General features: G+C 60.8%; 26 protein-coding genes and 1 tRNA gene. 15 read left to right on the plus strand and 12 right to left on the minus strand.

All coding sequences use genetic code 11. The features are described from left to right. Positions 1-138 precede the first annotated feature (138 nt). The 3 genes from AC097L_RS03175 to AC097L_RS03185 are packed head-to-tail and all read right to left on the minus strand — an operon-like array spanning position 139 to position 2138. Entirely contained in the window at positions 139-651 is a 513-nt protein-coding gene (locus tag AC097L_RS03175; protein WP_479584661.1) for a TPM domain-containing protein, read from the minus strand. A 5-nt stretch (positions 652-656) separates the two neighbouring features. Continuing rightward, positions 657-1553 (minus strand): TPM domain-containing protein, encoded by an 897-nt coding sequence (locus AC097L_RS03180; protein WP_479584662.1) that lies wholly within the window; start codon positions 1551-1553, stop codon positions 657-659. Next, the gene (locus AC097L_RS03185; protein WP_479584663.1) at positions 1554-2138 is read right to left on the minus strand and encodes a LemA family protein; all 585 of its coding nucleotides are present in this window, start codon (positions 2136-2138) and stop codon (positions 1554-1556) included. Between the two features lie 131 nt (positions 2139-2269). Between AC097L_RS03185 and AC097L_RS03190 the strand changes: the two genes are divergently transcribed. Genes AC097L_RS03190 through AC097L_RS03200 form a run of 3 tightly spaced genes read left to right on the plus strand, consistent with a single transcriptional unit; the run spans position 2270 to position 4319 of the window. Then, positions 2270-2719 (plus strand): YybH family protein, encoded by a 450-nt coding sequence (locus AC097L_RS03190; protein ID WP_479584664.1) that lies wholly within the window; start codon positions 2270-2272, stop codon positions 2717-2719. 55 nt (positions 2720-2774) lie between these two features. Next, a complete protein-coding gene (locus AC097L_RS03195) occupies positions 2775-3770 on the plus strand; it encodes a YheT family hydrolase (protein ID WP_479584665.1) in 996 nt (331 codons plus the stop codon). Between the two features lie 6 nt (positions 3771-3776). Further along, positions 3777-4319 (plus strand): DUF2946 family protein, encoded by a 543-nt coding sequence (locus AC097L_RS03200; protein WP_479584666.1) that lies wholly within the window; start codon positions 3777-3779, stop codon positions 4317-4319. A 94-nt stretch (positions 4320-4413) separates the two neighbouring features. On the opposite strand, the gene AC097L_RS03205 is transcribed toward AC097L_RS03200, so the two are convergent. Continuing rightward, positions 4414-4992, minus strand: a complete 579-nt coding sequence (locus AC097L_RS03205) for a c-type cytochrome (protein WP_479584667.1) — start codon at positions 4990-4992, stop codon at positions 4414-4416. A 119-nt stretch (positions 4993-5111) separates the two neighbouring features. Between AC097L_RS03205 and AC097L_RS03210 the strand changes: the two genes are divergently transcribed. Next, positions 5112-5187: transfer RNA gene (locus AC097L_RS03210), tRNA-Arg, on the plus strand. A 622-nt stretch (positions 5188-5809) separates the two neighbouring features. Continuing rightward, on the plus strand, positions 5810-6223 hold the full coding sequence (locus AC097L_RS03215; RefSeq protein WP_479584668.1) for a BLUF domain-containing protein: 414 nt from the start codon (positions 5810-5812) through the stop codon (positions 6221-6223). Positions 6224-6774: 551 nt separating this feature from the next. Here AC097L_RS03215 and AC097L_RS03220 read toward each other — a convergent pair. After that, the gene (locus AC097L_RS03220) at positions 6775-7659 is read right to left on the minus strand and encodes a hypothetical protein (protein WP_479584669.1); all 885 of its coding nucleotides are present in this window, start codon (positions 7657-7659) and stop codon (positions 6775-6777) included. 337 nt (positions 7660-7996) lie between these two features. On the opposite strand from AC097L_RS03220, the gene AC097L_RS03225 reads away from it, so the two are divergent. Next, positions 7997-9937, plus strand: coding sequence for a site-specific recombinase (locus AC097L_RS03225; protein ID WP_479584670.1), 1941 nt, complete (start codon positions 7997-7999; stop codon positions 9935-9937). Positions 9938-9982: 45 nt separating this feature from the next. Here the strand turns inward: AC097L_RS03225 and rsmI are convergent, their stop codons facing one another. Then, entirely contained in the window at positions 9983-10897 is a 915-nt protein-coding gene (gene rsmI, locus AC097L_RS03230) for a 16S rRNA (cytidine(1402)-2'-O)-methyltransferase (RefSeq protein WP_479584671.1), read from the minus strand. Between rsmI and AC097L_RS03235 the strand changes: the two genes are divergently transcribed. Genes AC097L_RS03235 through AC097L_RS03245 form a run of 3 tightly spaced genes read left to right on the plus strand, consistent with a single transcriptional unit; the run spans position 10897 to position 12554 of the window. Then, positions 10897-11289: a YraN family protein gene (locus AC097L_RS03235; RefSeq protein WP_479584672.1), complete on the plus strand. Its 393-nt coding sequence runs from the start codon at positions 10897-10899 to the stop codon at positions 11287-11289. The genes rsmI and AC097L_RS03235 overlap by 1 nt on opposite strands. A 48-nt stretch (positions 11290-11337) precedes the next feature. Next, positions 11338-11937, plus strand: coding sequence for a phosphoheptose isomerase (locus AC097L_RS03240; RefSeq protein ID WP_479584673.1), 600 nt, complete (start codon positions 11338-11340; stop codon positions 11935-11937). A gap of 8 nt (positions 11938-11945) precedes the next feature. Beyond that, positions 11946-12554 (plus strand): BON domain-containing protein, encoded by a 609-nt coding sequence (locus AC097L_RS03245; RefSeq protein ID WP_479584674.1) that lies wholly within the window; start codon positions 11946-11948, stop codon positions 12552-12554. Between the two features lie 8 nt (positions 12555-12562). On the opposite strand, the gene AC097L_RS03250 is transcribed toward AC097L_RS03245, so the two are convergent. The 4 genes from AC097L_RS03250 to AC097L_RS03265 all read right to left on the minus strand — a co-directional run bounded on the left by AC097L_RS03250 (position 12563) and on the right by AC097L_RS03265 (position 16465). Continuing rightward, positions 12563-13477 (minus strand): NAD(P)-dependent oxidoreductase, encoded by a 915-nt coding sequence (locus AC097L_RS03250; protein ID WP_479584675.1) that lies wholly within the window; start codon positions 13475-13477, stop codon positions 12563-12565. Between the two features lie 138 nt (positions 13478-13615). Further along, the gene (locus AC097L_RS03255; RefSeq protein WP_479584676.1) at positions 13616-14752 is read right to left on the minus strand and encodes a PilT/PilU family type 4a pilus ATPase; all 1137 of its coding nucleotides are present in this window, start codon (positions 14750-14752) and stop codon (positions 13616-13618) included. A gap of 11 nt (positions 14753-14763) precedes the next feature. Next, positions 14764-15396: a cyclic nucleotide-binding domain-containing protein gene (locus AC097L_RS03260; protein WP_479584677.1), complete on the minus strand. Its 633-nt coding sequence runs from the start codon at positions 15394-15396 to the stop codon at positions 14764-14766. A 25-nt stretch (positions 15397-15421) separates the two neighbouring features. After that, positions 15422-16465, minus strand: coding sequence for a type IV pilus twitching motility protein PilT (locus AC097L_RS03265; RefSeq protein WP_367847954.1), 1044 nt, complete (start codon positions 16463-16465; stop codon positions 15422-15424). A gap of 37 nt (positions 16466-16502) precedes the next feature. Between AC097L_RS03265 and AC097L_RS03270 the strand changes: the two genes are divergently transcribed. Then, positions 16503-17207: a YggS family pyridoxal phosphate-dependent enzyme gene (locus AC097L_RS03270; RefSeq protein WP_479584678.1), complete on the plus strand. Its 705-nt coding sequence runs from the start codon at positions 16503-16505 to the stop codon at positions 17205-17207. 27 nt (positions 17208-17234) lie between these two features. Here AC097L_RS03270 and AC097L_RS03275 read toward each other — a convergent pair whose 3' ends face one another. Next, positions 17235-17711, minus strand: coding sequence for an Lrp/AsnC ligand binding domain-containing protein (locus AC097L_RS03275; RefSeq protein WP_479584679.1), 477 nt, complete (start codon positions 17709-17711; stop codon positions 17235-17237). Further along, on the minus strand, positions 17708-18133 hold the full coding sequence (locus tag AC097L_RS03280) for an Lrp/AsnC family transcriptional regulator (RefSeq protein WP_479584680.1): 426 nt from the start codon (positions 18131-18133) through the stop codon (positions 17708-17710). Before AC097L_RS03280 ends, AC097L_RS03275 begins: the two co-directional genes overlap by 4 nt. 201 nt (positions 18134-18334) lie before the next feature. Here AC097L_RS03280 and AC097L_RS03285 point away from each other — a divergent pair, with 201 nt between their 5' ends. From AC097L_RS03285 to putA, 5 genes are all read left to right on the plus strand, one after another. Then, the gene (locus AC097L_RS03285) at positions 18335-19387 is read left to right on the plus strand and encodes a porin (protein WP_479584681.1); all 1053 of its coding nucleotides are present in this window, start codon (positions 18335-18337) and stop codon (positions 19385-19387) included. Between the two features lie 207 nt (positions 19388-19594). Next, complete coding sequence (locus AC097L_RS03290; protein WP_479584682.1) at positions 19595-20683, plus strand: ornithine cyclodeaminase; 1089 nt, start codon at positions 19595-19597, stop codon at positions 20681-20683. Next, positions 20680-21618, plus strand: coding sequence for an arginase (rocF, locus tag AC097L_RS03295; protein ID WP_479584683.1), 939 nt, complete (start codon positions 20680-20682; stop codon positions 21616-21618). Before AC097L_RS03290 ends, rocF begins: the two co-directional genes overlap by 4 nt. Beyond that, a complete protein-coding gene (locus AC097L_RS03300) occupies positions 21608-22213 on the plus strand; it encodes a MarC family protein (RefSeq protein WP_479584684.1) in 606 nt (201 codons plus the stop codon). The genes rocF and AC097L_RS03300 overlap by 11 nt, the downstream gene beginning before the upstream one ends. 254 nt (positions 22214-22467) lie before the next feature. Beyond that, on the plus strand, positions 22468-25449 hold the full coding sequence (putA, locus tag AC097L_RS03305) for a bifunctional proline dehydrogenase/L-glutamate gamma-semialdehyde dehydrogenase PutA (RefSeq protein ID WP_479584685.1): 2982 nt from the start codon (positions 22468-22470) through the stop codon (positions 25447-25449). The last annotated feature ends 26 nt before the right edge of the window (positions 25450-25475 follow it).

Genomic DNA, 25475 nt, shown 5'->3' on the forward strand with positions numbered 1-25475 from the left:
CCGCTGTAAAGCGGCTTTTTTGTGGGCGGAATACACGGAGAGCATGCTCTTGTTTTTGATATTAAAAACAAGAGCATCTAGCATAGGTAGTATCTACGCTACAGCATGTTTAGAGCATAAAAAATACCCTGTAAAAGCTCAATCCACCAGTACAGGCGCGTTCGGCAGTTCATTGCCTCGCACGCCACCCGGCAGCAGCGGGAAATGCTGCGCGAGCACGACAGACACTTCTTCCAGCGCGGTACTCAAACCCTCTTCCACCTGGCCCGCCTGCAAGGCCGTGCCCAGGTGTGCCACCATCTCCTGCCATTCCAGGGGAGAGACGCGGGCGTTCACGCCCCGGTCGGCCACCAGTTCGATGGCGTGGTCGGCCAGCAGCACGTAAATTAATACGCCGTTGTTGTGCTCGGTATCCCAGACGCGCAGCTTGCCAAACAGCATCACTGCCCGCTCCCGCGCCGAGGCGTTGCGCCACAGGTAGCTGAACGGCAAACCGGCTTCGACGCAAATACGGATCTCGCCGGTGTGCCGTTGTTCGCTGGCGCTGACCCGCTGGGTGAGCCGCTCCAGCAGGGACGCTGGCACAGTGCGGCGTACATCGCCCACATCGCACCAGCAGTGTTTCAGGATTCGGAGGAAATGCTTCCACATGTTGACTACCACCCACCGGAGGCACCGCCGCCGCCAAAATTGCCGCCACCGCCCGAACGAAAGCCGCCGCCACCGCTGCTGCGCCCACCAGAGCTGAAACCACCACCGCCGAAGCCTCCCATCCCGCCCAGACTACCGCCCAGGGACGCGTTCCCAAAGCGTGACAACAGCGTAAACAACAGTGCCGCCACGCCGGCCACGCCTGCTATCAGCAGACTGGCCGACAGCACCCAGGCCAGCGCACCCACAGCCCCGCCCGTCACCAGCGCGCCCAGCTTGGCCCCGAAGATGCTGCGGGCGATGGTGCCCGCAATCGGCACGGCAAACACGGCGAAGATCAGCATCTGCTGCCAGTCAAACCCGTCGTTCTGCGGTGTGGCTCTGGCCTGGGGCGCAGGCAGCGCTTCGCCCTTGACCAGAGCCATGATCTGGTCTACCCCGGCGTCCACGCCCCCGGCAAAGTCGCCCTGCTTGAAGCGCGGCGTGATCGCGTCGTTGATGATGTTGCTGGCCGCCAGGTCGGGAATGGCACCCTCCAGCGTCTTGGCCACCTCGATGCGCAGCTTGCGGTCGTTCTTGGCAACTAGCAGAACCAGCCCGTCGCCCACCTCTTTGCGGCCGATTTTCCAGGCGTTGCCCACCCGGTTGGCGTAGCTGGCGATGTCTTCGGGCTGGGTGGTCGGCACCATCAGCACCACCACTTGCGCGCCGCTGCTGGCCTCGAATGCGGTCAGTTTAGCCTCCAGCGCCTGCTGCTGGCTGGCACTGAAGGTGGCCGTAGTGTCGATCACATGGCCGGTCAGTGCAGGCACCGGCAGCACGTTCTGGGCGTAGCCACCCAGTGCCAGCAAGGCCAGCCAGCACGCAACCAGCAGACGCAGTAGGCGTAGCAGCATGGGCATTTACTTCTTGAAGTCCACCACGGGCGGGGCCGAGATCTGGGCTTCGTTTTGCACCGTGAAGCTGGGCTTGGCCTGGTAGCCCATGACCTTGGCCGTCAGGTTGCTGGGGAAGCTGCGGGCCAGTACGTTGTATTCCTGCACCGTGCCGATGAAGCGATTGCGGGCCACGGTGATGCGATTCTCGGTGCCTTCCAGCTGCACCCGCAGATCGCTGAAGCCCTTGTTGGCCTTCAGGTCGGGGTATTTTTCGACCGTCACCATCAGGCGGCTCAAGGCGCTGCCTAGTTCGCCCTGGGCGGCCTGGAACTTGGCGAAGGCCTCGGGGTTGTTCAGCGTCTCGGGTGTGACCTGGATGGACGTGGCCTTGGCGCGGGCTTCCACCACCTTGGTCAGCGTGTCTTGCTCAAATGCGGCTTCGCCCTTGACGGTAGCAACGATGTTGGGCACCAGGTCGGCGCGCCGCTGGTACTGGTTCAGCACCTCGCTCCAGGCGGCTTTGCTTTGCTCATCCAGGCGTTGAAAATCGTTGTAGCCGCAGCCGGTCAGGGCGGATGCGAGCAGTAGGGCGGGTAACCAGCGTTTCATATGAATTCCTCCAGTAGCGGGCCGCATGCGGGCCTGTATAGCGTTTGACCTTAGCACACAGCCCCCGGGCGCTGGCCCAAAGCAGGGCAAAATCACAGTACTTTTAACCTTGCCCCATCCCCGTGTAAGCCATGCCCAAAGCCAAACTCCAGGCCGCCACCGTGGGTGGCACTGCCGATGACACCGAAGCCGCCTTTTACGATGCCTTACAAAATGGCGACATCGACAAGCTCATGGCCTGCTGGGCCGACGAGGACGATATCGTCTGCGTACACCCAGGCGGGCCGCGTGTGGTGGGCGTGGCGGCCATCCGCAGCGCGTTCGATGCGATGTTTGGCCAAGGCCGCATCCGGGCCTGGCCCGAGCAGGTGCGCCGGGTGAATGCGCTGGCCAGTGCCGTGCACAACCTAGTGGAGCGCATCGAGGTAATGGCCCCCGACGGTCCGCGCGAGGCCTTTGCCATCGCCACCAATGTGTACCACAAGACCGCCCAAGGCTGGCGCATGGTGGCCCACCACGCCAGCCCTGGTACCGGCCGCGAGATGCAGGAGTCGGGCGGCGCGCCCGCGCTGCTGCACTGACATGCAATTTAAACAAAATCAGCCTCTAACGCATATTCTCTATGCGTAACCCGCTATGAACTATGTAGCACCTTGGTGGCTGCCCAGTGGCCATGCACAAACCATTTGGCCGGCCTTGTACTCGCGCCGTGTGTTCGGGCCCCGGCCCCAGTTCCGGCGCGAGCGCTGGATCACGCCGGACATGGACTTCATCGACGTGGACTTTTGCGATGCCGCCGCCCACATCGCCGACCCGGCGGCCAGCGAGGCCGGGCGGCCGTTGCTGGTGCTGTTCCACGGGCTGGAAGGCTCGTCGGGCAGCCACTATGCCGAGGCCTTTGCCGACTACGCCCGGGCACACGGCATGGGCTTTGTGGTGCCACACTTTCGCGGCTGCAGTGGCGAACTCAACCTGGGGCCGCGTGCCTACCACTCGGGCGATTTTGAAGAAATCGGCTGGGTGCTCAAGCGCCTGAAGACCTGGCACCGGGGCAAGGTGATCGCCGTGGGCATTTCCCTGGGCGGCAACGCCTTGCTGCGCTGGGCCGAGGAAATGGGCGACCAGGCGCGCCAGGTGGTGCGCGCTGTGGCGGCCGTGTGCGCGCCCACCGACCTGGCGGCCAGCGGCTGGGCCATAGGGCGTGGCCTGAACCGGCAAATTTACACCCGCATGTTTTTGCGCAGCATGAAGCCCAAAGCCTTGCGCAAGCTGGAACAGCACCCCGGCCTGTTCGACCGCGAGGCACTGGTAGCTGCGCGCGATCTGTACGAATTCGACAACATCTTCACCGCCCCGCTGCACGGCTACAACAGCACCGAAGACTACTGGGCAAGGGCCTCGGCCAAGCCCCACCTGGCGCAGATCCGCATCCCGGCCCTGGTGGTGAATGCCCGCAACGACCCCTTTGTGCCCGCCTGGAGCCTGCCACACCAGGACCAGGTGGGCGCGCACGTCACCCTGTGGCAGCCCAGCCACGGCGGCCATGTCGGCTTTCCCCACGGCCCCATGCCCGGCCACGTGCGCAGCATGCCCGATGCCGTCGGCGGCTGGCTTTTACAGGCAATTAAATAAGCAACTATGGACGACATCGTCAAACAAGCCATCGCCAAGTGGCCCAACGTGCCCGACTGCTACGGCTGGCTGGGCCTGGACGCGCGCGGCAACTGGTACATGCGCGACGACCCGGCGCAGGCGGCCGGGCCGTTTGCGGGCCCTGGGGCCACACCGCAGAGCAAGGGCTCGCGGCTGCTGCACGAGAAGCTGATCGACTTCATCCAGCGCAATTATGAAAGTGACCGCCAGGGACGCTGGTTCTTCCAGAACGGGCCGCAGCGGGTCTATGTGGAACTGGAAATCACGCCCTATGTGTGGCGCGTGCAGCCCGATTTCTCGGTGCTGGCCCACACCGGCCAGGCCGCGCGGGTGCAGCGTTGTGTGCTGGACGAACGGGGCCATTTGTACCTCGATACCGACCTGGGCTTTGGCCTGGTGCACACCCTGGACATGGGTTATGCCGCCGACGCGGTAGAGCAGGGCCTGTGGGTGCCGCAGCCGATGGATGCCGCCCGCTTGCCGACCCAATTCAACTACATATCCAGCCCGCAGTTATTATCAAAATAATAGCGGCTTGCGCAGATGGAGTATGCAATAGAGGCCGATTGAAGCATTAAAAAAGGCCGGAAGAACCGGCCTTTTTTAAGGGCGTTGCCTGCGCTTACTTGGCGGCGGCAACGGCGTCGCTGGCAGCTGCGGGCTTTTGTGGCACGGGGAAGCTGGCCCCCCCGGCATTGGCCATGTAGACCACGGCGCGGGCGATTTCGGTGTCATCAAAATCGCCACCGCTTTGCGCACCCATGGCACCCTTGCCGACCAACGCGGAGTGCAGCAGCGCTTCATAGCCGGTTTTGATGCGCGGGCCCCAGGCACCGGCATCGCCAAACTTGGGCGCGCCCACCAAGCCTGCGGTGTGGCAGTTGGTGCACTGGGCCTTGAAGACTTCTTCGCCAGATTTGAGCTCGCGGTTGGCATCGCGGATTTCGACGGCGCCGATTTTCTGGATGCGGGCGGCAATGGCTTGGCTTTGAGATTGCTCCGTCACGCCGCCCAGGGTCATGGAATCCGCCGTGTTGGTGCCCGCCGGTTTGGCGGCCGACACCACGTAAAACACCAGGCCAATAATGGCAAAAATCGGAATCACGAATGAGAAAAACACCGCCACCAGCAGTTGTTTGGGATTTTTGATAGGACCGGTGTGGTCTTCTTCTGCCGCATGGTCATGGGGGTTGGCGCTCATGGTGTCCTCAAAAAATCGGGGGCTCTAATTAGCCAACGAGTATAACCGTCGCCCCTTTGCATCCCTCGTCAGTTACCTGTTTTAGAGGCACATGGTCAGCGGCTACAATCGCTCACGTTGCGGCTGTAGCTCAGTGGATAGAGTATTGGCCTCCGAAGCCAAGGGTCGTGGGTTCGATCCCCGCCAGCCGCACCAATAGAATAAAACACTTAGCCTGAGTTTTACAGTTGGGGTTTTTTTTCTGACGGTTTCTCATGCCCATGTAACCGCTGTGTAAGCTCATTCAGTCAATGCAACTCACTGCAACACGTTTACGATGCCATGAGCATTGGCCCTCGATATGCCGTAAGCCTTTGCCAGTGCGCTGAGGCTTTCGCCTTGTTCGCACTTCCTGCCAATTCCGTTCGAACGTTTGATTCTCTGTTGTGTGGAAGGAAATAGTTGGCTTACGATTTAGGTCGATACTTTTACGTGGCGCAGACAGATAGTTCACCGCTAGTGCGGGATGTTGACGTCGCTTGGGTTACGGGTAAGGGGAACAGAATTGAGTTTTCCACTATTTTTTATCTGGTGCCCGCAATCGGAACCGACCGCCAGCATTACGTTGGTCTCATCAAGCGTGGACTTGCTATCGATTCTGGGATGCGCGGCCACGTGGCGCTTCCAAGGACGCCGAAGGGCCGGACACAAGTCAAGGGCTTAAGGTAAATCCGGCAGGCCCTTTTAAAGCACTTCAAACGCTATACGACTTCTTAAGATAACATGCAGATCCGCCCTGTCAAATTTGCCCCGGGTTCACCAAAATCAGAATGTTCCAATGTCGATCAATCAACTCATTTACATAAGCCAAGCCACACGTAAGATGTCTGCAGAGGACCTCTCCTCGATACAAGAAAAGGCAAAGACAAACAACGGCCCACTGGAGATAACAGGTAGTTTGTTTTACAACGGCGGGTGGTTTCTGCAAGTATTGGAGGGTCCGGCATCTAAACTCGATACGCTTTACAAGAAAATCGAACTTGATCCTCGACACAAAAATTCCCGAGTGATTTACAACGAACCGGCCAGTTTCCGCACTTTCCCGCGCTGGAGCATGAATATGACTAACTTGAACGACAGACAAGCCGACAAATACGATGAGCTTGTCGAAGTCCTCGAAGCCGCTCAAGCAAACCGAAAGGTCGGATTGTTTTCCCCGGCAGTAGCATTACTGAAGATTTTTAAAGGGTAAGTGACGTGTGTTCGATTGGCGATGTGGGCCATGGCACGGCAGATTTTCGACGTGAAATAACATCCGATCCAAGTCTGGGTCGGCACGACGCGAATTGTGTACCGAGCGAGCCCACTAGCCAGCACTACTTTTGTGTCACTCATTAACCGGCACGACGACATTGCGCACTAACCGGGGCGCTAACCTCACTGGCTCGCTATGGCGCCATGGATTTGCTTTTTGCGGCATCTGAGCTAATGTCCCTACGAGCAGTCCAGCATCCATGCGGATTACGGATAATTCTTGGACTCCTTTATTAGGAGCGGAATTAATGTTTTCCTGTTTTGGCTCTGTTTCTGAGTGCTGTCGCGAGTGAGTGCATTGGTTACGCATCAAAACATTTACTAAGCTGTCCCGCTCGCGCGAATGGCGCAGATTGAATGTTGGAAAACGGTGTTGGCAGATACCTGCATGTTGGGAACTGGACCGGCTAGTTTTCCAACGGAGACAAAAGATGCCTTGTGGTGGTGTTGGCAAACGGTCACTTTCTAACAGGGTGGGCGACCAGACATTTAGTCGCGAGAATTTTTAAGTATCTCATTGAGGCTCATCGATGCGGCAGCGTCTAGAGTCTTGGGCACAGAGCCCCAGAGTAATTCTAAATACTTGTAGTCGTTCAGGCTGAGAAAGGGTTTTTCCTCAACAGTCGGTTTTATAGAGCCGTGCTTGGAGTAGCTGAGCGGGAGCAGCTTTGCTATGCTGATTTCTAAATGGCGCATACCCTCGTAGAACGTATCGTCGATGAATTTACGGTAAACGAACGCGTGGCACTCTGCGATAACTGCTACGCGGTATAGGTGCTCCGTAGCGGCCTGCATTGCGATCATATCCTTGGTCTTCTTGGCTTCACGACATAAAGCGCGACAGCGGAGGCGCTCATCAGGCGGCCAGAAAGACTGCCCATAGTCAAAGCCTACGGGCAGTTGGGGCATCGGCTTGCTAACTGGCTTTACCTCGGGAGGCTCCAGCAGTTGCAGCAATCTGTCGAGTCCCACTCGCTGGTCAAGCGTAAGTGATGGGTACTTTCTAGCCCTGTCGAGCAGTCTCGTCGCTTCGGCCTTATCCCGCACTTGAGGTCGGCCGATCCTTATTGAAGCTGCCTTCAAGAGCGGGGAGACATCCGTTGGAGCTGCCACAGCTTGCCGCTCCAGTAAGCAAAGTGCACGCTCAAGCGAGGGGCGCTTGTCTTCGCCTAAGGAGGTGTGACAGAACCAAATCGAAAACGATTCAGCTAACGATGCAGCAGCTCGAAAGAGCTGCGGGTGGTCGTGTCGGTTCGCAGCATCTTCCAGCCAGTCAATCTCCCCTTCGAGTTCACGCTTAGCTATTTGGCGGTCTAGCGAATCGGAGCCTGACGCTCTCGATGCGAAATGAGACTGCAATTGATTGAAATTCATGCCCCCTCCTTGAGGCTCGCTGTGTACTGCAAAAATCCGGCCAAATCTGTTGTCCGTGGGCGCTGAGTCCTCCGATTGTTCAATCGTATGGCAATGTCACCATCGAACTTTTCGAGCAGCCTCATTTGTATTTCATTCCTATTTTTGGGGCTTTCAAGGTGAGTATCCATTAACCAAAGTAATGGTACAAAGATACCTTATCAATTGGCGATGTAGGAGGGGCGGACGTTTTGGGTCTAGCCCCCGCCAGCCGCACCATCTTCTCTAGAATAAGCATTTACCCTAGAGAACATCCATCCCATTGACCCCACACACACTCATCTCGCTCCTTGACACGTTGGATGCTGATGCGCCGCTGGCGCAGCGCCATTTGTGGCTAATTGGCCTGCTGGACTGGATCCGCGGTGACAACCGTGCGCCGGATGATGCGATCAGCCGGGTGCAGCGGTTTTTGGATGCAGTGGTCGCTCGGCCTGATTTGCAAGTGCGCTTGCGTATTTGGTGGCAGGTGCTGGCCGACACGGTGGACAGCACCATGGTCTTGTCTGACTACGGCTTTTCCCCCCGCACCGCGTTCTTTAGCGAGTTCGGCCACCGGTTGCGCTGCAAGTTATTGCCCAGCACGCCTGAGACCACCGACGCGGCTGAACTTTTCAGCCTGGTGTTACCCAATACGCTGGATGCGGCCTGGTTGGCGGCGCTGGATGCGGCTACCTTGGCGCGCATCGGTGATTTGTTGTCGTCACCCTCGCGTACGCCCGGCATCACGCTGTGGCAAGACGAGCTGTTGCAAGCCATCACTTTTTGCAGCAACCAGATCATGGCCACCGGAGTAGCGTCTGAATTGCGCCTGCGCATGAGCCCTGCCGCCCGGCACGACGAGCCGTTCAACAGCCTGTCGGCCGAGGTTGATGCGCTACGCCGTGCCTTCATTGCCACGCCGCGCGAGCTGCCCGAGCTGGAGGCCGCAGCCCAACGCCTGCGTGAGCGGCTGGAGCTGTGCCGCCAGGCGGCTGCCACTGTGTACCCGCATCTGAACGACCACGGCATTTCGGTCAACTTGGTGTTCATGCTGCGCCAGTTGCGCGAACGCTTGCTGCGGGTGCGCGATCTGATGGATTGCCTGCTCTCAATCACGCCCGATGCCAGCGCCTGCCGGTTGGTGGTGCGCCTGGCCTACGCTGGGCAGGAGCGCCGCAGCCTGCGTGCGCTGGTGCGTGGCAACGCCTCGATGCTGGCCGCCAAGGTCACTGAGCGCAGCGCCGAAACCGGCGAGCACTACATCACCCGCGACCGCAGCGAGTACCGCGGCATGCTGGTCAAGGCCGCTGGTGGCGGTGCTGCCACGTCGCTAACCACCTTGCTGAAGTTTCTGATCGGCGCAGTGGGCCTGACGGCCTTCTGGGCCGGCATGTGGTCGGGCGTGATGTACGCCGCCAGTTTTGTGATGATCCAGCTGCTGCACTGGACGCTGGCCACCAAGCAACCGGCCATGACCGCCCCCGCCATGGCTGCCAAGCTCAAAGACCTGGGCAATAGCCGGGCGATTGAAGACTTTGTCGATGAAGTCACCCACTTGGTGCGCTCGCAGGTGGCGGCGGTGCTGGGCAATGTGGGCATGGTGACTCCATGCGTGCTGCTAATCAGCTTTGCCATGTTCTGGGCCAGGGGCAAACACATGGTGACCCGGGTCGAGGCCGACCACGTATTCCAGACGCTGAGCCTGTTGACTCCCAGCACCCTGTTATTTGCGGCCTTCACCGGGGTGCTGCTGTTTGTGGCCAGCCTGATTGCAGGCGCAGTGGAGAACTGGTTTGTGCTGCACAAGTTGGATTCGGCCCTGCGCTACAACCCGCGCATCACCGGTGTGTTGGGTGTGCCGCGCGCCGACCGCTGGGCGCGTTTCATGCGCGAGCATATTTCGGGCTTTGCGTCGAACATCTCGCTGGGCTTCATGCTCGGGCTGCTGCCGCCGGTGCTGGCCTTTGTGGGCCTGGGGCTGGAGGCACGCCACGTCACTTTGTCCACCGGCCAACTGGTGGCGGCGGCGGCGGCGTATGGCAACCTGGTGTGGAAGATGCCGGTGTTTTGGTGGTGCGTGGCGGCGATTCCGCTGATTGGCGTGCTGAACCTGACGGTCAGCTTCTTTCTGGCGCTGCAACTGGCCCTGGGCGCGCACAGCGTGACCGGGCTGGACCGCCAGCGCCTGCGCTACGCTGTGCTGCGCCGCCTGCGCCAACATCCCCTCAGCTTCCTATGGCCGCCAAAATCTAAATGAAATAGGCCTCTGGCGCATATAGCACCTGCGCTGGTAGCTATGGATTCAGGAGTCTTCGTGGCTGTCAGTCTTCAATTCCAGCGCGGCGCTGTACAGGCCTTTGCGGGGTTGGCCGGTGATGTCGGCGCAGAGTTGCACCGCGGTTCTCAGGGGCAGCTCGGCCAGCAGCAGCTTCAGCACCCGCAGGTCTTGCGCCGGGGCCTCGGTCGGCGGGGCCGGGTGGATCACCAGTACAAATTCACCCCGCGTACGCGACGACTGGGCGGCCAGCCAGGCCACCAGGTCTTGCGCGGGCACGGTGGCGATTTCTTCAAACTGCTTGGTGATCTCACGCGCCACCGTTACCGGGCGGGTACCCAGGCAGGCCAGGCTGCGGGCCAGCGCCTCAATGCGGTGCGGCGCTTCCAGCAGCACCACGGCGCGCGGTTCGGCCAGCAGTGCCAGGGCCGCGTTGTCGCGCTCGGTGGCCTTGCTGGGCAAAAAGCCGGTGAACACAAAACCCGTGTCTTGCACGATGCCTGCCGCACTCAGCGCCGCCGTGATGCTGCTGGCACCGGGCAGCGGTACTACCGCAATGCCCACGGCACGCGCAGCCGCCACTACCCGTGCACCCGGGTCGCTGATGGCCGGGGTGCCCGCATCGCTGGCGTAGGCGATGCGCTCGCCCTGTTGCAGCCGCCGCACCACGTTTTGCGCGGCCTCGGTTTCGTTGTGTTGGTGCACCGCCAGCAGCTGGGCGCTGGACTTGTCGATGCCGTAGGCGCGTAGCAGGGCCTGGGTGTGGCGCGTATCCTCGCAGGCGATGGCATCCACCAAACCCAGCACGTGCAGGGCCCGCAGGCTGATGTCGCACAGATTGCCGATGGGCGTGGCCACGATGTACAGGGTGCCGGCCGGATAATGTTGCGAAGCGGCTGCCTCCTGGGCGGCTTTCAAGGCGGAAGCAAAAGAAGCGCTCAATGGGTTTCCTCAAAAAAATCGGTGTGGCCGCGCCGGGCACCACCAAACAGACGGGTGATGCGGCCGAAGACCGGGCGCTGGCGCATTTGCAGGCCCAAGGCCTGCGTCTGCTGGAGCGCAATTATCGGACTCCCGGGCGGGGTGGCGGCGAAATCGACCTGGTGATGCGCGCGCCCGACGGCACGGTGGTGTTTGTCGAGGTGCGCCAGCGGGCTACGGCGGCGTTTGGCGGTGCGGCGGCCAGCATCAGCGCCATCAAGCAAAAGCGCATCGTATTTGCCGCCCGCAGCTACTTGATGCGCCTGCGCACCCCGCCGCCGTGTCGGTTCGATGTGGTACTGATCGAGTACGCAGGCATCCAATGGCTGCAGGCGGCCTTCGACGCTGGCTGAACTTTCGTTTACAAGCAGGCTCCTACTGCACAGTTATCATCCCGCACCATGATCGAACAACGCATTCAGCAGCATTTCATTGACAGCGCCGACCTGAAATACCAGTCTGCCCAGCCCCTCAGCAAACCCATTGCGGCGGGCATCCAGGCCATGTTGGCGGCTGTGACCAGTGGCGGCAAGGTGCTGGCCTGCGGCAACGGTGGCTCGGCAGCCGATGCGCAGCACTTTGCGGCAGAATTTGTGGGGCGCTTCGAGCGCGAGCGGCCCGAACTGGGCGCGATTGCCCTCACCACCGACAGCTCCATCATCACCGCCATCGGCAACGACTACAACTTTGACGTGATCTTCGCCAAGCAGGTGCGCGCTCTGGGCCAGCCCGGCGACGTGTTGCTGGCCATCACCACCAGCGGCAATTCAGCCAACGTGCTGCTGGCCATCCAAGCCGCCCATGAACGCGAGATGACCGTGGTGGCCATCACTGGCAAGGGCGGCGGCAAGATGGGTGCGGCGCTGCGCGAAACCGACGTGCACATCTGTGTGCCACACGACCGTACCGCGCGCATCCAGGAGGTCCATTTGCTGGTACTGCACTGCCTGTGCGACGGCGTAGATTCCCAGTTGCTGGGCGATATTGAACCTTCACTTTGAAAGACTCCATGCACCGTTTTCTCCTGACCGCCGCGGCGGCTGTTGTTCTGGGCTCCAGCCTGTCGGCTTGCGTACCTTTGGTGATTGGTGGCGCGGCCATGGGGGGCGCGTTTGTGGCCACCGACCGGCGTACCTCCGGAGCCCAGTTGGAAGATGAAGGCATTGAGTTGCGTGCCAACAACCGCATCGGCCAAAGCCTGAGCGAAAACGCCCATGTCAACGTCACCAGCTACAACCGCCAAGTGCTGCTAACTGGCGAAGTGCCCACCGCCGCCGACCAGCAAAAGCTGCAAGAGCTGGTGCTAAAGGTGGAGAACGTGCGCTCGGTGGTCAACGAAGTGGTTGTGCTGGGCGCGTCGTCGCTGACGCAGCGCTCGTCGGACACGCTGATCACCGGCAAGGTCAAGGCCACGCTGGTGGACGCCAAGGACGTGCAGTCCAACGTCTTCAAGGTGGTCACCGAGCGTGGCACGGTTTACCTGATGGGCCGCGTCTCGCTGCGCGAAGCCAACCGCGCCACCGACCTGGCCCGCAGCATCAGCGGCGTGCAAAAAGTGGTGCGGGTGTTTGACATCCTGAGCGAAGAAGAACTCAAGCAGCTCTCCACACCCAAGTAAGCTTGTCCTTACTTCAGCCGTTTGATCAGGCTGGATGTGTCCCATCGCTGGCCGCCCATCTGCTGAACGTCGGCATAAAACTGGTCTACCAGGGCGGTGACGGGCAGGCGTGCACCGTTGCGCTTGGCCTCGTCCAGCACCAAGCCCAGGTCTTTGCGCATCCAGTCCACGGCAAAACCAAATTCAAACTGGTCGGCCACCATGGTTTTGCCGCGGTTGTCCATTTGCCAGCTTTGGGCCGCGCCCTTGCCAATCACCTCCAGCACCTGCACCATGTCCAGCCCTGCATGCTGGCCAAAGGCCACGGCCTCGCTCAGGCCCTGCACCAACCCTGCGATGCAAATCTGGTTCACCATCTTGGCCAACTGGCCCGCGCCGCTGTCGCCCACCCGGGTGCAGGCGCGCGAGAAGGCCATGGCCGTAGGGGCGATGGCCTCAAAAGCCGCGGGGTCGCCGCCGCACATTACCGTCAGCAAGCCGTTCTGCGCACCCGCCTGGCCACCCGACACCGGTGCGTCGATGAAGCGCAGGCCCAGGGTGCGGGCAGCCCCATCCAGCTCGCGGGCCACTTCGGCCGAGGCGGTAGTGTGGTCCACAAAAATCGCGCCCGGCTCCATGCCCGCAAAAGCCCCGTCGGCCCCCAGCGTGACCGAGCGCAGATCCGCATCGTTGCCCACGCAGCAAAACACGATGTCCGCCCCCTGCGCAGCCAGACGCGGTGTTTCAGCATGTTTTGGGGCTCCTGCGCTTGCGTACTCTGCGCAGAATGCTATTGATTTAGTAGTGGTGCGGTTATAGACCGTTACCGAGTGCCCCGCCAGTGCCAGGTGCGCCGCCATCGGATACCCCATGACCCCCAGGCCGAGAAAGGCGACTTTTTTGGAAGGAACAGAGGCGTAAGTTTTGGGATTGGTACTGGACATATAAATCAATGGATGGAACTAAAAGGACAGAAGCCAACCCTTCCAGAAACACCGCAGAACTGGCTTTGCCAGGCTGCCGGTGTTGCCCCCTGCAAGGGGGTTGGCGGAAAGCGCTTGCGCTGGAGCCTGGGGGTGAGCCTAAACAATAGCGAAATGCTCGGTCCCAGCCGCCAAGTCCTGGGTTTTGGCGCGCTGGCTGTTGAGCTTGATTTGCAAACGCAGGTCGTTGAGCGAATCGGCGTGGCGCAGTGCGTCTTCGTAGCTGATGAGCTGGCTCTCGTAAGCATCGAACAGGGCCTGGTCAAAGGTCTGCATGCCCAGATTGCGGCTCTTCTTCATGATCTCTTTGATCTCGGTGACCTCGCCCTTGAAGACCAGGTCGGAGATCAGCGGGGTGTTGAGCAAAATTTCGACCGCCGCCGCACGGCCCTTGCCATCTTGGCGGGGAATCAGTCGCTGGGACACCACAGCGCGCAGGTTCAGTGACAAATCCATCAGCAATTGGGCGCGACGGTCTTCGGGGAAAAAGTTGAGGATGCGGTCCAGCGCCTGGTTGGCGTTGTTGGCGTGCAGCGTGGCTAGACACAGATGGCCGGTTTCGGCAAAGGCCACGGCGTGTTCCATGGTGGCGCGGTCGCGGATTTCGCCCATCAGGATGACATCTGGCGCCTGGCGCAGCGAGTTCTTCAGGGCGGCCTCCCAGCTGTCGGTGTCCAGGCCCACTTCGCGCTGGGTGACGACGCAGTTTTTGTGCGCGTGTACAAATTCCACCGGGTCTTCGATGGTGATGATGTGGCCATAAGAGTTTTCGTTGCGCCAGTCCACCATGGCGGCCAGGGTGGTGGATTTTCCGCAGCCAGTGCCCCCGACCAGAATGCACAAGCCGCGTGCGCTCATGGCCACGTCTTTCAGAATCTGCGGCATGGCCAAGCCATCGACGGTGGGTACGGTCACGGGAATGACCCGCAATACCATGCCGACTTTGCCCTGCTGCACAAAAGCGTTGACACGGAAGCGGCCAACGCCCGCCGGAGAGATCGCAAAATTGCATTCCTTGGTGCGTTCAAACTCAGCAGCCTGCTTGTCGTTCATCACCGAACGCGCCAGGGCCAGCGTATGGGCCGCGGTGAGCGGCTGGGGTGAGACTTTGGTGACCTTGCCATCGACCTTGATGCCGGGCGGAAACTCGGAGGTGATAAACAGGTCGCTGCCGTTGCGGCTCACCATCAGTTTCAAGAGGTCGTTGATGAACTTACTGGCTTGGTCGTGTTCCATCGTGCGTGCCTTTAGTTGGGACGGTCGCTAAACCGCGCGCTGATAGCACGTAGCCGTAGCGAGAGTTTGCGCGCCAGCAAGGCAATCAGGCTGGCGGCCAACCGGGGGTCGGTGTTCATCATGTCGTCCATCGACTCGGCGCTGAGCGCGGCGATTTCGCAGTCGTCCAGCGTAGTGCAGGCAGAGAAGCGGATGCCGCTGTCGAGCAAAGACATTTCACCCAGGATGTCGCCCGGCTTGGTTTCGGCCAATCGCAGATGTTCACCCCAGGGTTGCAGCCGGTCTACCGCGATGGTGCCCTTGAGGAGCACCACCATGAAGTTGCCGTACTCGCCCTGGCGGATGATGTCGCGCCCACCGGGCACCAGGGCAAATTGGAAGAAGCGTTCCATGCGTTCGATGGAAGCCGCGTCGAGCTGCTCCATGTTCTTGTCTTTGGCCCACAGGGCTTGCAGGGTCCGTACACTGCTGCCGGTGGGCAGGCGTTTAGCTCCCACTTCGATGGCCCGCGCTTCCCACGGCACCAACATCGAGGGGTCGATGTTTTGGCCATTGAACGCGGTGGTGAACAGCATAGAGTCGTGCGTAGCGGCCTCGGGCTTGGGATCCGACTTATGGAGTAAAAATTCCAGAATACCCTTCATGGGGTGCTCCAATCATGCGTGGTGTTCATCCCGGAAAATTCTCTGGGATTTTGGCTTTGCCCCGTGCTTCGGCTGGGCTGATGATGTTGCGGCGCACCAAATCGGTCAGGTTTTGGTCCAGCGTTTGCATGCCCACGCTGTTACCGGTCTGGATGGTGGAGTACATCTGGGCCACCTTGGCTTCGCGGATCAGGTTGCGGATGGCGCTGGTGCCCAGCATGATTTCGTGCGCCGCCACCCGGCCCTGGCCGTCCTTGGTTTTGCACAGGGTCTGCGAGATCACCGCCTGCAATGATTCCGACAGCATGGCGCGGACCATTTCTTTTTCTTCGGCAGGGAAAACGTCAATGATGCGGTCGATGGTTTTGGCGGCACTGGAGGTGTGCAGGGTGCCAAACACCAAATGCCCGGTTTCTGCCGCAGTCATGGCCAGGCGGATGGTTTCCAGGTCGCGCATTTCACCCACCAGGATCGCATCCGGGTCTTCGCGCAGGGCCGAACGCAGGGCGGCAGCAAAGCTCAGTGTGTGGGGGCCGACTTCACGCTGGTTGATCAGGCACTTTTTGGATTCGTGGACAAACTCGATCGGGTCTTCCACCGTCAGCACGTGGCCGTATTCGGTCTCGTTGAGGTGGTTCACCATGGCGGCCAGCGTGGTGGATTTGCCGGAGCCGGTGGGCCCGGTGACCAGGACCATACCGCGGGGTTTGAGGGCCAGATCGCCAAAAATCTTGGGCGCGTTGAGCTGCTCCAGCGTAAGAATCTTGGACGGAATGGTCCGCAGCACCGCGCCTGCGCCCCGGGCGTGGTTGAACGCATTCACGCGAAAGCGTGCCAGGCCTTCGATCTCGAACGAGAAGTCGACCTCTAAAAACTCTTCGTACTGTTTACGCTGGCTGTCGCTCATGATGTCGTAGACCATGGCGTGGACGGTTTTGTGGTCCAGCGGATCGACGTTGATGCGGCGCACATCGCCATGCACCCGGATCATGGGCGGCAACCCGGCCGACAGGTGCAAATCCGAGGCCTTGTTTTTTACGCTGAATGCGAGCAGTTGGGTGATGTCCACGGAGCCCCTTGATGTTTGGTACGCTGTAGGTTTGATTATGACTACGATTAGTAACAATCTCCAAGGCGTTCATGGGCGCATCGTTACCGCGTGTAGCCGTGCATTGCGCCCAAGCCACAGTGTGGGCTTGCTCGCCGTCTCCAAAACCTGGGGACCAGAGGCTGTACGAGAGGCTTATGCAGCCGGGCAAACCCGCTTCGGCGAGAATTACATCCAGGAAGCGGTCGGCAAAATCGCCGTTTTGCAGGATTTGCCGCTGGAATGGCATTGCATCGGCCCCATCCAAAGTAACAAAACCGCCTTGGTGGCTGCACATTTTGACTGGGTACACAGCATCGACAGGCTCAAAATCGCCCAGCGTTTGAACGACCAGCGCCCAGCCCATTTGCCACCGTTGCAGGTGTGCCTGCAAATCAATGTGGACGGTGGCGCGACCAAATCCGGCGTACCGCCCGCGCAGGCTTTGGCGTTGGCCGCCCAAGTTGCCGCTATGCCGCGCCTGTGTCTGCGGGGAATCATGGTGATTCCGGAGCCTGTGGCCGACTACGCAGGGCAGTTGGCTGTGTGTGGGCAGGCCAAGGCCTTGTTTGACGGTATCGTCGCCGCGGCATTGCCCGGTGCTGAACACTTTGATACCTTGTCGATGGGCATGACAGCCGACCTGGAAGCCGCTGTGGCGTCGGGCAGCACCATGGTGCGCGTAGGCACCGCGATTTTTGGTGGGCGGCAATACACCGTGTAATCCTTGCGCGGATTGTGATTCGGTGATTTATGGCAGGCGCAGACGGGTGGAGTTTTTGACCTCCTCCATCACCGCGTAGGTTCGGGTCTCGCGCACGCCAGGCAGCTGCCACAGTACCGTGCCCGCAAATTCTCGGTAAGCCAGCATGTCGGCCATGCGGGTTTTCAAAAGGTAGTCAAATCCGCCTGCCACCATGTGGCACTCCATGATCTCAGGCCGCACCTGCACGGCAGCCTTGAATGCGTCAAACACATTGGGCGTGGTGCGGTCCAGCAGTACCTCTACAAAGACCATCATCGATGCACCCAATTGCAGCGGATTTAGCCGCGCCTCATAACCCAGGATGTAGTTGTCTTTGGTCAGCCGTTGAACCCGCGCCAACACAGCGGTGGGCGACAGCGCTACCTTTTCCGCCAGCTTCAGGTTGGAAATGCGGCCATCTTCCTGTAAAAATCCCAGGATTTTCAGGTCGATGCGGTCCAGGTCGGCAAAAGGTGTTGTCACGATAAACGGTAGCTTGCAAGGTGGATGCTGGTTTCTGTACTGCTGATGCCGCGCACCAGCCGAATGCGTTCCAGCACCTGCGACAGTTCGGCCAGGTGGGCCGCACGCAGCTCGGCCAGCAAATCCCACTGGCCATTCGTGTCGTGCAGGGTGGCGACTCCCGGTTCGCCCAGCAGGCTGTCGATCACTGCACGGGTGGCGTTGCCTGCTACGGCAATCGACATCCACGCGGTAATGCCCTGCGGCTCGGCATCGGGTCGCAGCCGCACGGTGTAGCCGACGATCACACCCGCGTCCTCCAGCTTGGTGATGCGGTTGGTCACCGTGCCGCGCGACACTCCCAGCTTGTGCGCCAGTGTGGCGACCGTGGTTCGGGCATCTTTACGTAACAAAGAAATGAGCTGTTGGTCAGTGGCGTCCATACCCGCATTTTGCGGCTATTCATTGGAAAAACCGCCGTGCACCAGCACAAAATCAATGACTAGAAATTGTAAGTTCTAGTTCCCGTACTGTATTTTTTAAGCAACAACACATGTACGTTTTTATAGGGTAATCGCTAGTAGCTTTGGGTTTTGGTGCACACTTACTTCGTTATTTCTTTTTAACCCGATAGGAACATTGACATGAAAAAGAGTTTGATCGCACTGGCTGTTTTGGCCTCCACTGGCGCAATGGCCCAGTCTTCTGTGACTTTGTACGGTATTGTTGATATCGCTTTGCAATCCTCGAAGGTGACCAACACCCCCCGTCAAAATACCGTGGAAAGCGGTGGCGTGAACGGTAGCCGTTTCGGCCTGAAGGGTTCTGAAGACCTGGGCGGTGGCTTGAAAGCCCTGTTCGTGCTGGAAAACGGCTTCAAGGCTGACACTGGCGCAAGCGGTGGCGGTGCTGGCCTGACCGGTATTACGAATACCAAAGCTGCTACTGCGATATTTGGACGTAAAGCGTATATCGGTCTGGCTGGCGGTTTCGGCGAATTCCGTATCGGTAACGTGCCAACCGCTTATGACGATACCGCCATCAACACCGATGCCGTGTTTGACTCTAACTACGCTCCTGCCTACTCGGTCTGGGCTAGCGGCGGCGGCTACAACGGCACCCCAGGCAACTCGGTGTACTACGCATCGCCTTCGTTTGGCGGCGTAACCTTTGCCGGTAGCTACGCTCTGGGCGAAAACAAGACCGCAACGACCAACGCCAAGGGCTTGGGTGCGATCAACGTTCAGTATGCTGGTGGCCCTATCTACGCTAGCTTGGCTTACCAAGAAGACAAGACCGCAGCGCCCGGCGTTGGCGCCGGTACCGGTACAGGTATCAGCACCGCTTACAAAGACACGCTGGCCAACTTCTCTTACGACCTGGGTGTTGTGAAGTTGCTGTCTAGCTACAACCGTCACGTTGCGACCAGCAACACCAAGTCTGACCAGATCCAACTGGGTGCTGACGTGCCTGTGGGCCCAGCTCTGACCCTGTCGGGCGGTTATGCTTATTCCAAAGACAAGCTGAATGGTGTTGATGGTGAAAAGCGCGATGGTTTCGGTATTGGTGCCAAGTACGCACTGTCCAAGCGTACCTTTGTGTACACCGCCGCTACCTTTGCTGAAGCCAAGCCTGCTGCTGGCGGTGCTAAAGTTAAGTCTGACGTGTACGCAGTTGGCGTTCAACACTCCTTCTAAATCCACGCTGGCATAAAGCCAGTATGTATTTGGTTGCATAAAAAGCCACCCGGTTTTCTGGGTGGCTTTTTTTATGGTCAATTTATCGTTATGGCAGTTGTATATGTCAAAACGTCAATATTCATGCATAAAGCTAGCAATACTAGCAATTTACATTGGCATGCCGTGTTGCGACACTAGATGCATTCCCCACCACAGGCCTGCACCATGACCACCACCTCCCTCGTTTCCACACCTTTCCTAAGCGCCCATGACGTGGCTACGATTGTCCAACGCAAGGGGTTAGATGCCTGCCTGCGCGGTATGGTTGACACCATCCAAGCGGACTTTCTGCGCTGGGAAGCGTTTGACAAATGCGCCCGCGTGGCCAGCCACTCCACGGACGGCGTGATCGAGCTGATGCCGATTGCCGATGACCTGAGCTACGCCTTCAAGTACGTCAACGGCCACCCCAAAAACAACGCCCTGCACGGCCTGCCCACGGTGATGGCGTTTGGCGTGCTGGCGAGTGTGGCCACCGGCGTGCCCGAGCTGTTGAGCGAGCTGACCCTGACCACCGCCATCCGCACCGCCGCCACCTCGGTGGTGGCCGCCCGCGCTCTGGCCCGCCCCAATAGCCGCAGCATGGCGCTGATCGGCAACGGCGCGCAAAGTGAATTCCAGGCCCTGGCCTTCCACCACCTGATGGGCATCGAGGAAGTGCGCCTGTTCGACACCGACCCGCTGGCCACCGCCAAGCTGGCCGACAACCTGCGCGCTACCGGCCTGAAAGTGGTGATCTGCACCAACAGCATGGATGCTGTGCGCGGTGCCGATATCGTCACCACCGTCACCGCCGACAAAACCAACGCCACCATCCTCACGCCTGACATGGTCGAACCCGGCATGCACATCAACGGCGTGGGTGGCGACTGTCCTGGCAAGACCGAGCTGCACCCCGACGTGCTGCGTGCCGCCAGCGTTTTTGTGGAATACGAGCCGCAAACCCGCATTGAAGGCGACCTGCAGCAGCTACCCGCCGACTTCGCCGTCACCGAACTCTGGCAAGTGCTGAACGGCACCGCCGTGGGCCGCACCAGCGATGCGCAGATCACCGTATTTGACTCCGTCGGCTTTGCGATGGAGGACTATTCGGCCCTGCGCTTTATGCGTGACACCGCCCGTGAACTGGGCCTGGGCCAGCGTTTGGCGCTGATTCCCGACCTTGCCGACCCGAAAGATTTGTATAGTCTGGTACGGCCCATGGCATCCCGCTTTGTGGCACCTGTTTCCCAACCCGACACACAAGCAGCATGAGCAATTCCACCCAGGGCGTGAGCCTGATTGGCGTCCCCACCGACATCGGCGCGGGCGTACGCGGCGCACGCATGGGCCCTGAGGCACTGCGGGTGGCTGGCCTGGCCCAGGCGCTGGCCCAGTCGGGCATGGACGTGCGCGACTGCGGCAATATCCGCGGCCCGGCCAACCCCTGGCTGCCCCCGGTGGACGGTTACCGCCATCTGCCCGAAGTGGCCCAGTGGAACGAGCTGGTCCACAAGGTGGTGCATTTCGAACTGCAGTCTGGCCGCCTGCCCATCATGCTCGGTGGCGACCATTGCCTGGGCATTGGCTCCATCAGCGCCGTGGCCCGCCACTGCCGCGAACAAGGCAAAAAACTACGCGTGCTGTGGCTGGACGCGCACGCCGACTTCAACACCGCCGCGCTCACCCCCAGCGGAAACATCCACGGCATGCCGGTGGCCTGCCTGTGCGGCCACGGCCCGCAGGAGCTGGTGGAAATCGGCGGCCATGTGCCTGCCATCAACGCCCGCGAGATCGTGCAGATCGGCATCCGCAGCGTGGATGCCGGTGAAAAGCGTTTTGTGCACGAGCAGGGCATCGAAGTCTTCGACATGCGCTTTATTGATGAGATGGGTATCCGCCACACCATGGAAATGGCGCTGGACGGGCTGGATGCCAACACCCATTTGCACGTCAGCCTGGACGTAGACTTTCTCGACCCCGACATCGCTCCCGGCGTGGGCACCACCGTGCGCGGCGGCCCCAACTACCGCGAAGCCCAGCTGTGCATGGAAATGATTGCCGACACCGGCCTGCTGGCCTCGCTGGACATTGTGGAACTGAACCCGGCGCTGGACGTGCGCAACCAGACCGCCGAGCTGGCGGTCGATTTGGTCGAAAGCCTGTTTGGCAAAAGCACGCTGATGCGCCAGGTGACGGATGCAACATGACTTCCTGTCGGCGTTGATGGTCTTGTTGATCGTCACCGACCCGCTGGGTAACGTGCCCATTGTGCTCAGCCTGCTGCGCAACACGCCCAAAGAACGGCGCTTCTGGGTCATCACCCGGGAGTGCCTGTTTGCACTGGCTATCCTGCTGGTGTTCATGCTGGTCGGCGACCGCCTGCTGCACGTCATGCACCTCACCGATGCCTCGCTGGAAATCGCAGGCGGCGTGATTTTGTTTTTGATCGCCATGGGCATGGCTTTTCCGAGCATGGGTGTCAGCTTTTCCGGCCCCGAGCAAGAGGCCGAGCCCATGCTGGTCCCCCTGGCGATTCCGATGATTGCCGGGCCGTCGTCTCTGGCCACCGTGCTGCTGCTGGCCTCGCGCCAGCCCGAGCGCATGCTGAGCTGGGCCGGAGCCATCACCCTGAGCATGGTGGTGGTGTGGGTGGTGTTGCTGTCGGCCAGCGGGCTGGCGCGGCGCATTGGCAAATCCGGCTTGATCGCACTGGAGCGCCTGATGGGCTTGCTGTTGGCGGCGATGGCGGTGCAGATGCTGATTTCGGGACTGCACAATGCGTTTCCCGTGATTTCGAAGTAGCTTGGCTCACCCCCAGGCTACGCACTGCGTGTCTTCGCCAACCCCCTTGCAGGGGGCAATGCCTACGGCCCGGCAGAGCCGGTTCCGTGGCATCTCTAGAAAATTCAGTCACTCTATGTAAGGTGGTTGTATTCTGTCGTGACACTGCATTAATGGCGAATTAATCGCTAGTTGGTTGGATTAATTTGGTGAGATAGTTTTGTTTTAACCCGGCAAACTAGCGGTTATTGCAGTCACCCACCAGGAAGTCCACCATGCGTTTGCCCAGCCCTTACCGGTCCGAGTCCGAAACCGTTGCCCACCGCCTTGCCGCCTTGTCGGGCGCGTTGGATTGGGGTGTGGCCAGCGCCCCCGCGCGCCCCTGGGTGCAGGCCGTGCGCGACAACCCGCCGCCGTTCTGGGCCATGGAAAGCCTGCTGCGCGAATACCCCATCTCCAGCGCCGAGGGCCTGGCCCTGATGCGCCTGGCCGAAGCCCTGCTGCGCGTGCCCGATGCCGAAACGGCGATTGCCCTCACCGCCGACCAACTGGGCCGTGCCGACTTTGACGGTATGGACGAAACCGGTGCCGTATCGGTCCTGGGCCGCTCCACCCTGGCCAAGCTGTCCAGCAGCGCCATCGCCCTGTCGAAGAAGTTTTTGCCCGAAGCCGAAGCCCCCCAGGGCCTGTTGACCAAGCTGGGTGCCAAGACCGTGGTGGCGGCAACCGTGCGCGCAGTGCAGCTCCTGGGCCGCCAGTTCGTGCTGGGCCAGACCATTGGCGACGCGATGGATGAAGCCGCCTCCGCCCGCAAAAAGCAGCCCCAGCTCACCTACAGTTACGACATGCTGGGCGAGGGCGCACGCACCGATGCGGATGCGCTGCACTACCTGCAAAGTTACAAGAGTGCTATTGAAGCGATAGCTTCCCGTGCAAACAAGACGGGCGCTACCGAGAAGAATGACGGTATTTCCATCAAGCTCAGCGCGCTGCACCCGCGCTACGAATGGACCCAACGCGAACGCGTGCTGACCGAGTTGGTACCCCGTGTCTGGGCCCTGTGCGAGCAGGCCGCCCGCGCCAACATCAACCTCACCATCGATGCCGAAGAAGTCGACCGCCTGGAGCTGTCGCTCGACGTGTTCGAGGCCCTGGCTGCGCTGGTGTCCCAGCACCAGCCCCAGTGGCGCGGTTTTGGCTTGGCCATGCAGGCCTACCAAACCCGGGCGCTGGAACTCATCGAGCACATCGCCCACATTGGCCGCAAATACAAGCTGCGCCTGATGTGCCGCCTGGTAAAAGGCGCGTACTGGGATTCGGAAATCAAGCGCGCCCAGGAGCTGGGCCTGGCGCACTACCCCGTGTTCACCCACAAGCACCACACCGACGTGTCCTACCTGGCTTGCGCCAAGGCCCTGCTGGACGCGCCCGATGCCATCTACCCCCAGTTCGCCACGCACAACGCGGCCACCATCGCCGCCATCCTGCACCTGGCTGCCAAGAGCGGTAACCCGTTCGAGCTGCAGCGCCTGCACGGCATGGGCGAGGGCGTGTACCGCGAGGTGCTGAAGAATCCGCTGATCGGCTGCCGCGTCTACGCCCCGGTGGGCAAGCACCGCGACCTGCTGGCTTACCTGGTGCGCCGCCTGCTGGAAAACGGCGCGAACTCGTCCTTCGTGCACCAGCTGGCCGACGAGTCGGTGGGCATGGAAGAAATCTTGGTCTCGCCCCTGCGCCTGGAGCCGCAATCGGCCTTTCTGCTACCGCCCGTGCTGTTTGGCGCGGGTCGCAAAAACAGCGCCGGGCTGGACCTGGAAGTCGCTACCCAGCGCGCCGCACTGCAAACCGCTTTTGATGCACTGGTGGTTCCCAATGTGCCAGAGTTTGATGCCAAATTGGCCTCTAGCGCATACGCTAAAAGCGCTAGTAGCTATAAATTTTGGAGCAAAACGCCCACTGCCCAGCGCGCCGCCCTGCTGCGCCAAAGCGCCGACTTGCTGGAACACCAGATGCCCCGCTTCTGCGCCATCCTGGTCAAGGAAGCCTTCAAGACCTGGGGCGATGCCGTCTCTGAAGTGCGCGAAGCCGTGGACTTCTTGCGCTTCTACGCCGATGAGGCCGAACGCATCATGGCCCCGGTCGCGCTGCCCGGGCCGACGGGGGAGACGAATGAGCTGCGGCTGACCGCCCGCGGCGTGTGGGTCTGCATCAGCCCCTGGAATTTTCCGTTGGCCATCTTCATGGGCCAGGTGGCCGCCGCCCTGGCCACCGGCAACACGGTATTGGCCAAGCCCGCCGAGCAAACCCCGTTCGTCGCCCTGGAAGCCGTGCGCCTGCTGCACGCCGCCGGTGTGCCCGAGGGCGCGGTGCAATTGCTGCACGGCCCCGGCGAAACTGTGGGCGCTTCCCTGGTGGCGCTGCCAGGCATTGCGGGCGTGGTGTTCACCGGCTCCACGCCGGTCGCGCGGATCATCAACCGCGCCCTGGCCGCCAAAGACGGCCCCATAACTCCGCTGATCGCGGAAACCGGCGGCATCAACGCCATGCTGGTGGATAGCACCGCACTGCCCGAGCAGGTGGTGGATGCCGTGGTGCAAAGCGCCTTCCGCAGTGCGGGCCAGCGCTGCTCCGCCCTGCGCCTGCTGTGCGTGCACGAGGCTATTGCCGACCACGTCATCGAGATGGTGCAGGGCGCGGCCCAAGAGCTGGTGCTGGGCAACACGGCGGAGTGGGCCACCGATGTCGGCCCCGTCATCGACAAGGAAGCCTTCGACGGTATCCAAAAGCACATCCAGCGCCTGCATTCCACAGCAAAAGCGCTGCTGGCGCTGGTTCCACCTGCACAAGATGCTACTAACCTGATAGCACCGCAAGCCTTCGAGCTGAACCAGGTGGCCGACGTGGCGCAGGAAATCTTCGGCCCGGTGTTGCACATCGTGCGCTGGTCGGGGGACCCGCAGGCCGTGATCGAACAGATCAACGCGCTGGGCTACGGCCTCACGCTGGGCATCCAGACCCGCATCGACAGCCGCGCCCACGCCCTGGCCGCCGCTGCCCACATCGGCAACGTCTACATCAACCGCAACATCATCGGCGCGGTGGTCGGCGTGCAGCCCTTCGGCGGCGAAGGCCTGAGCGGCACCGGCCCCAAAGCGGGCGGCCCCAACTACCTGGTGCGCTTCTGCGCCGAGCAGACGCTGACGGTGAACACCACGGCAGCAGGCGGCAACGCTGCGCTGCTGGCTTCGATGCCTTGAGGATTGCTATGGAATAAAGAGCTGCT

The organism is Rhodoferax sp. RT5P35 (assembly GCF_056521385.1).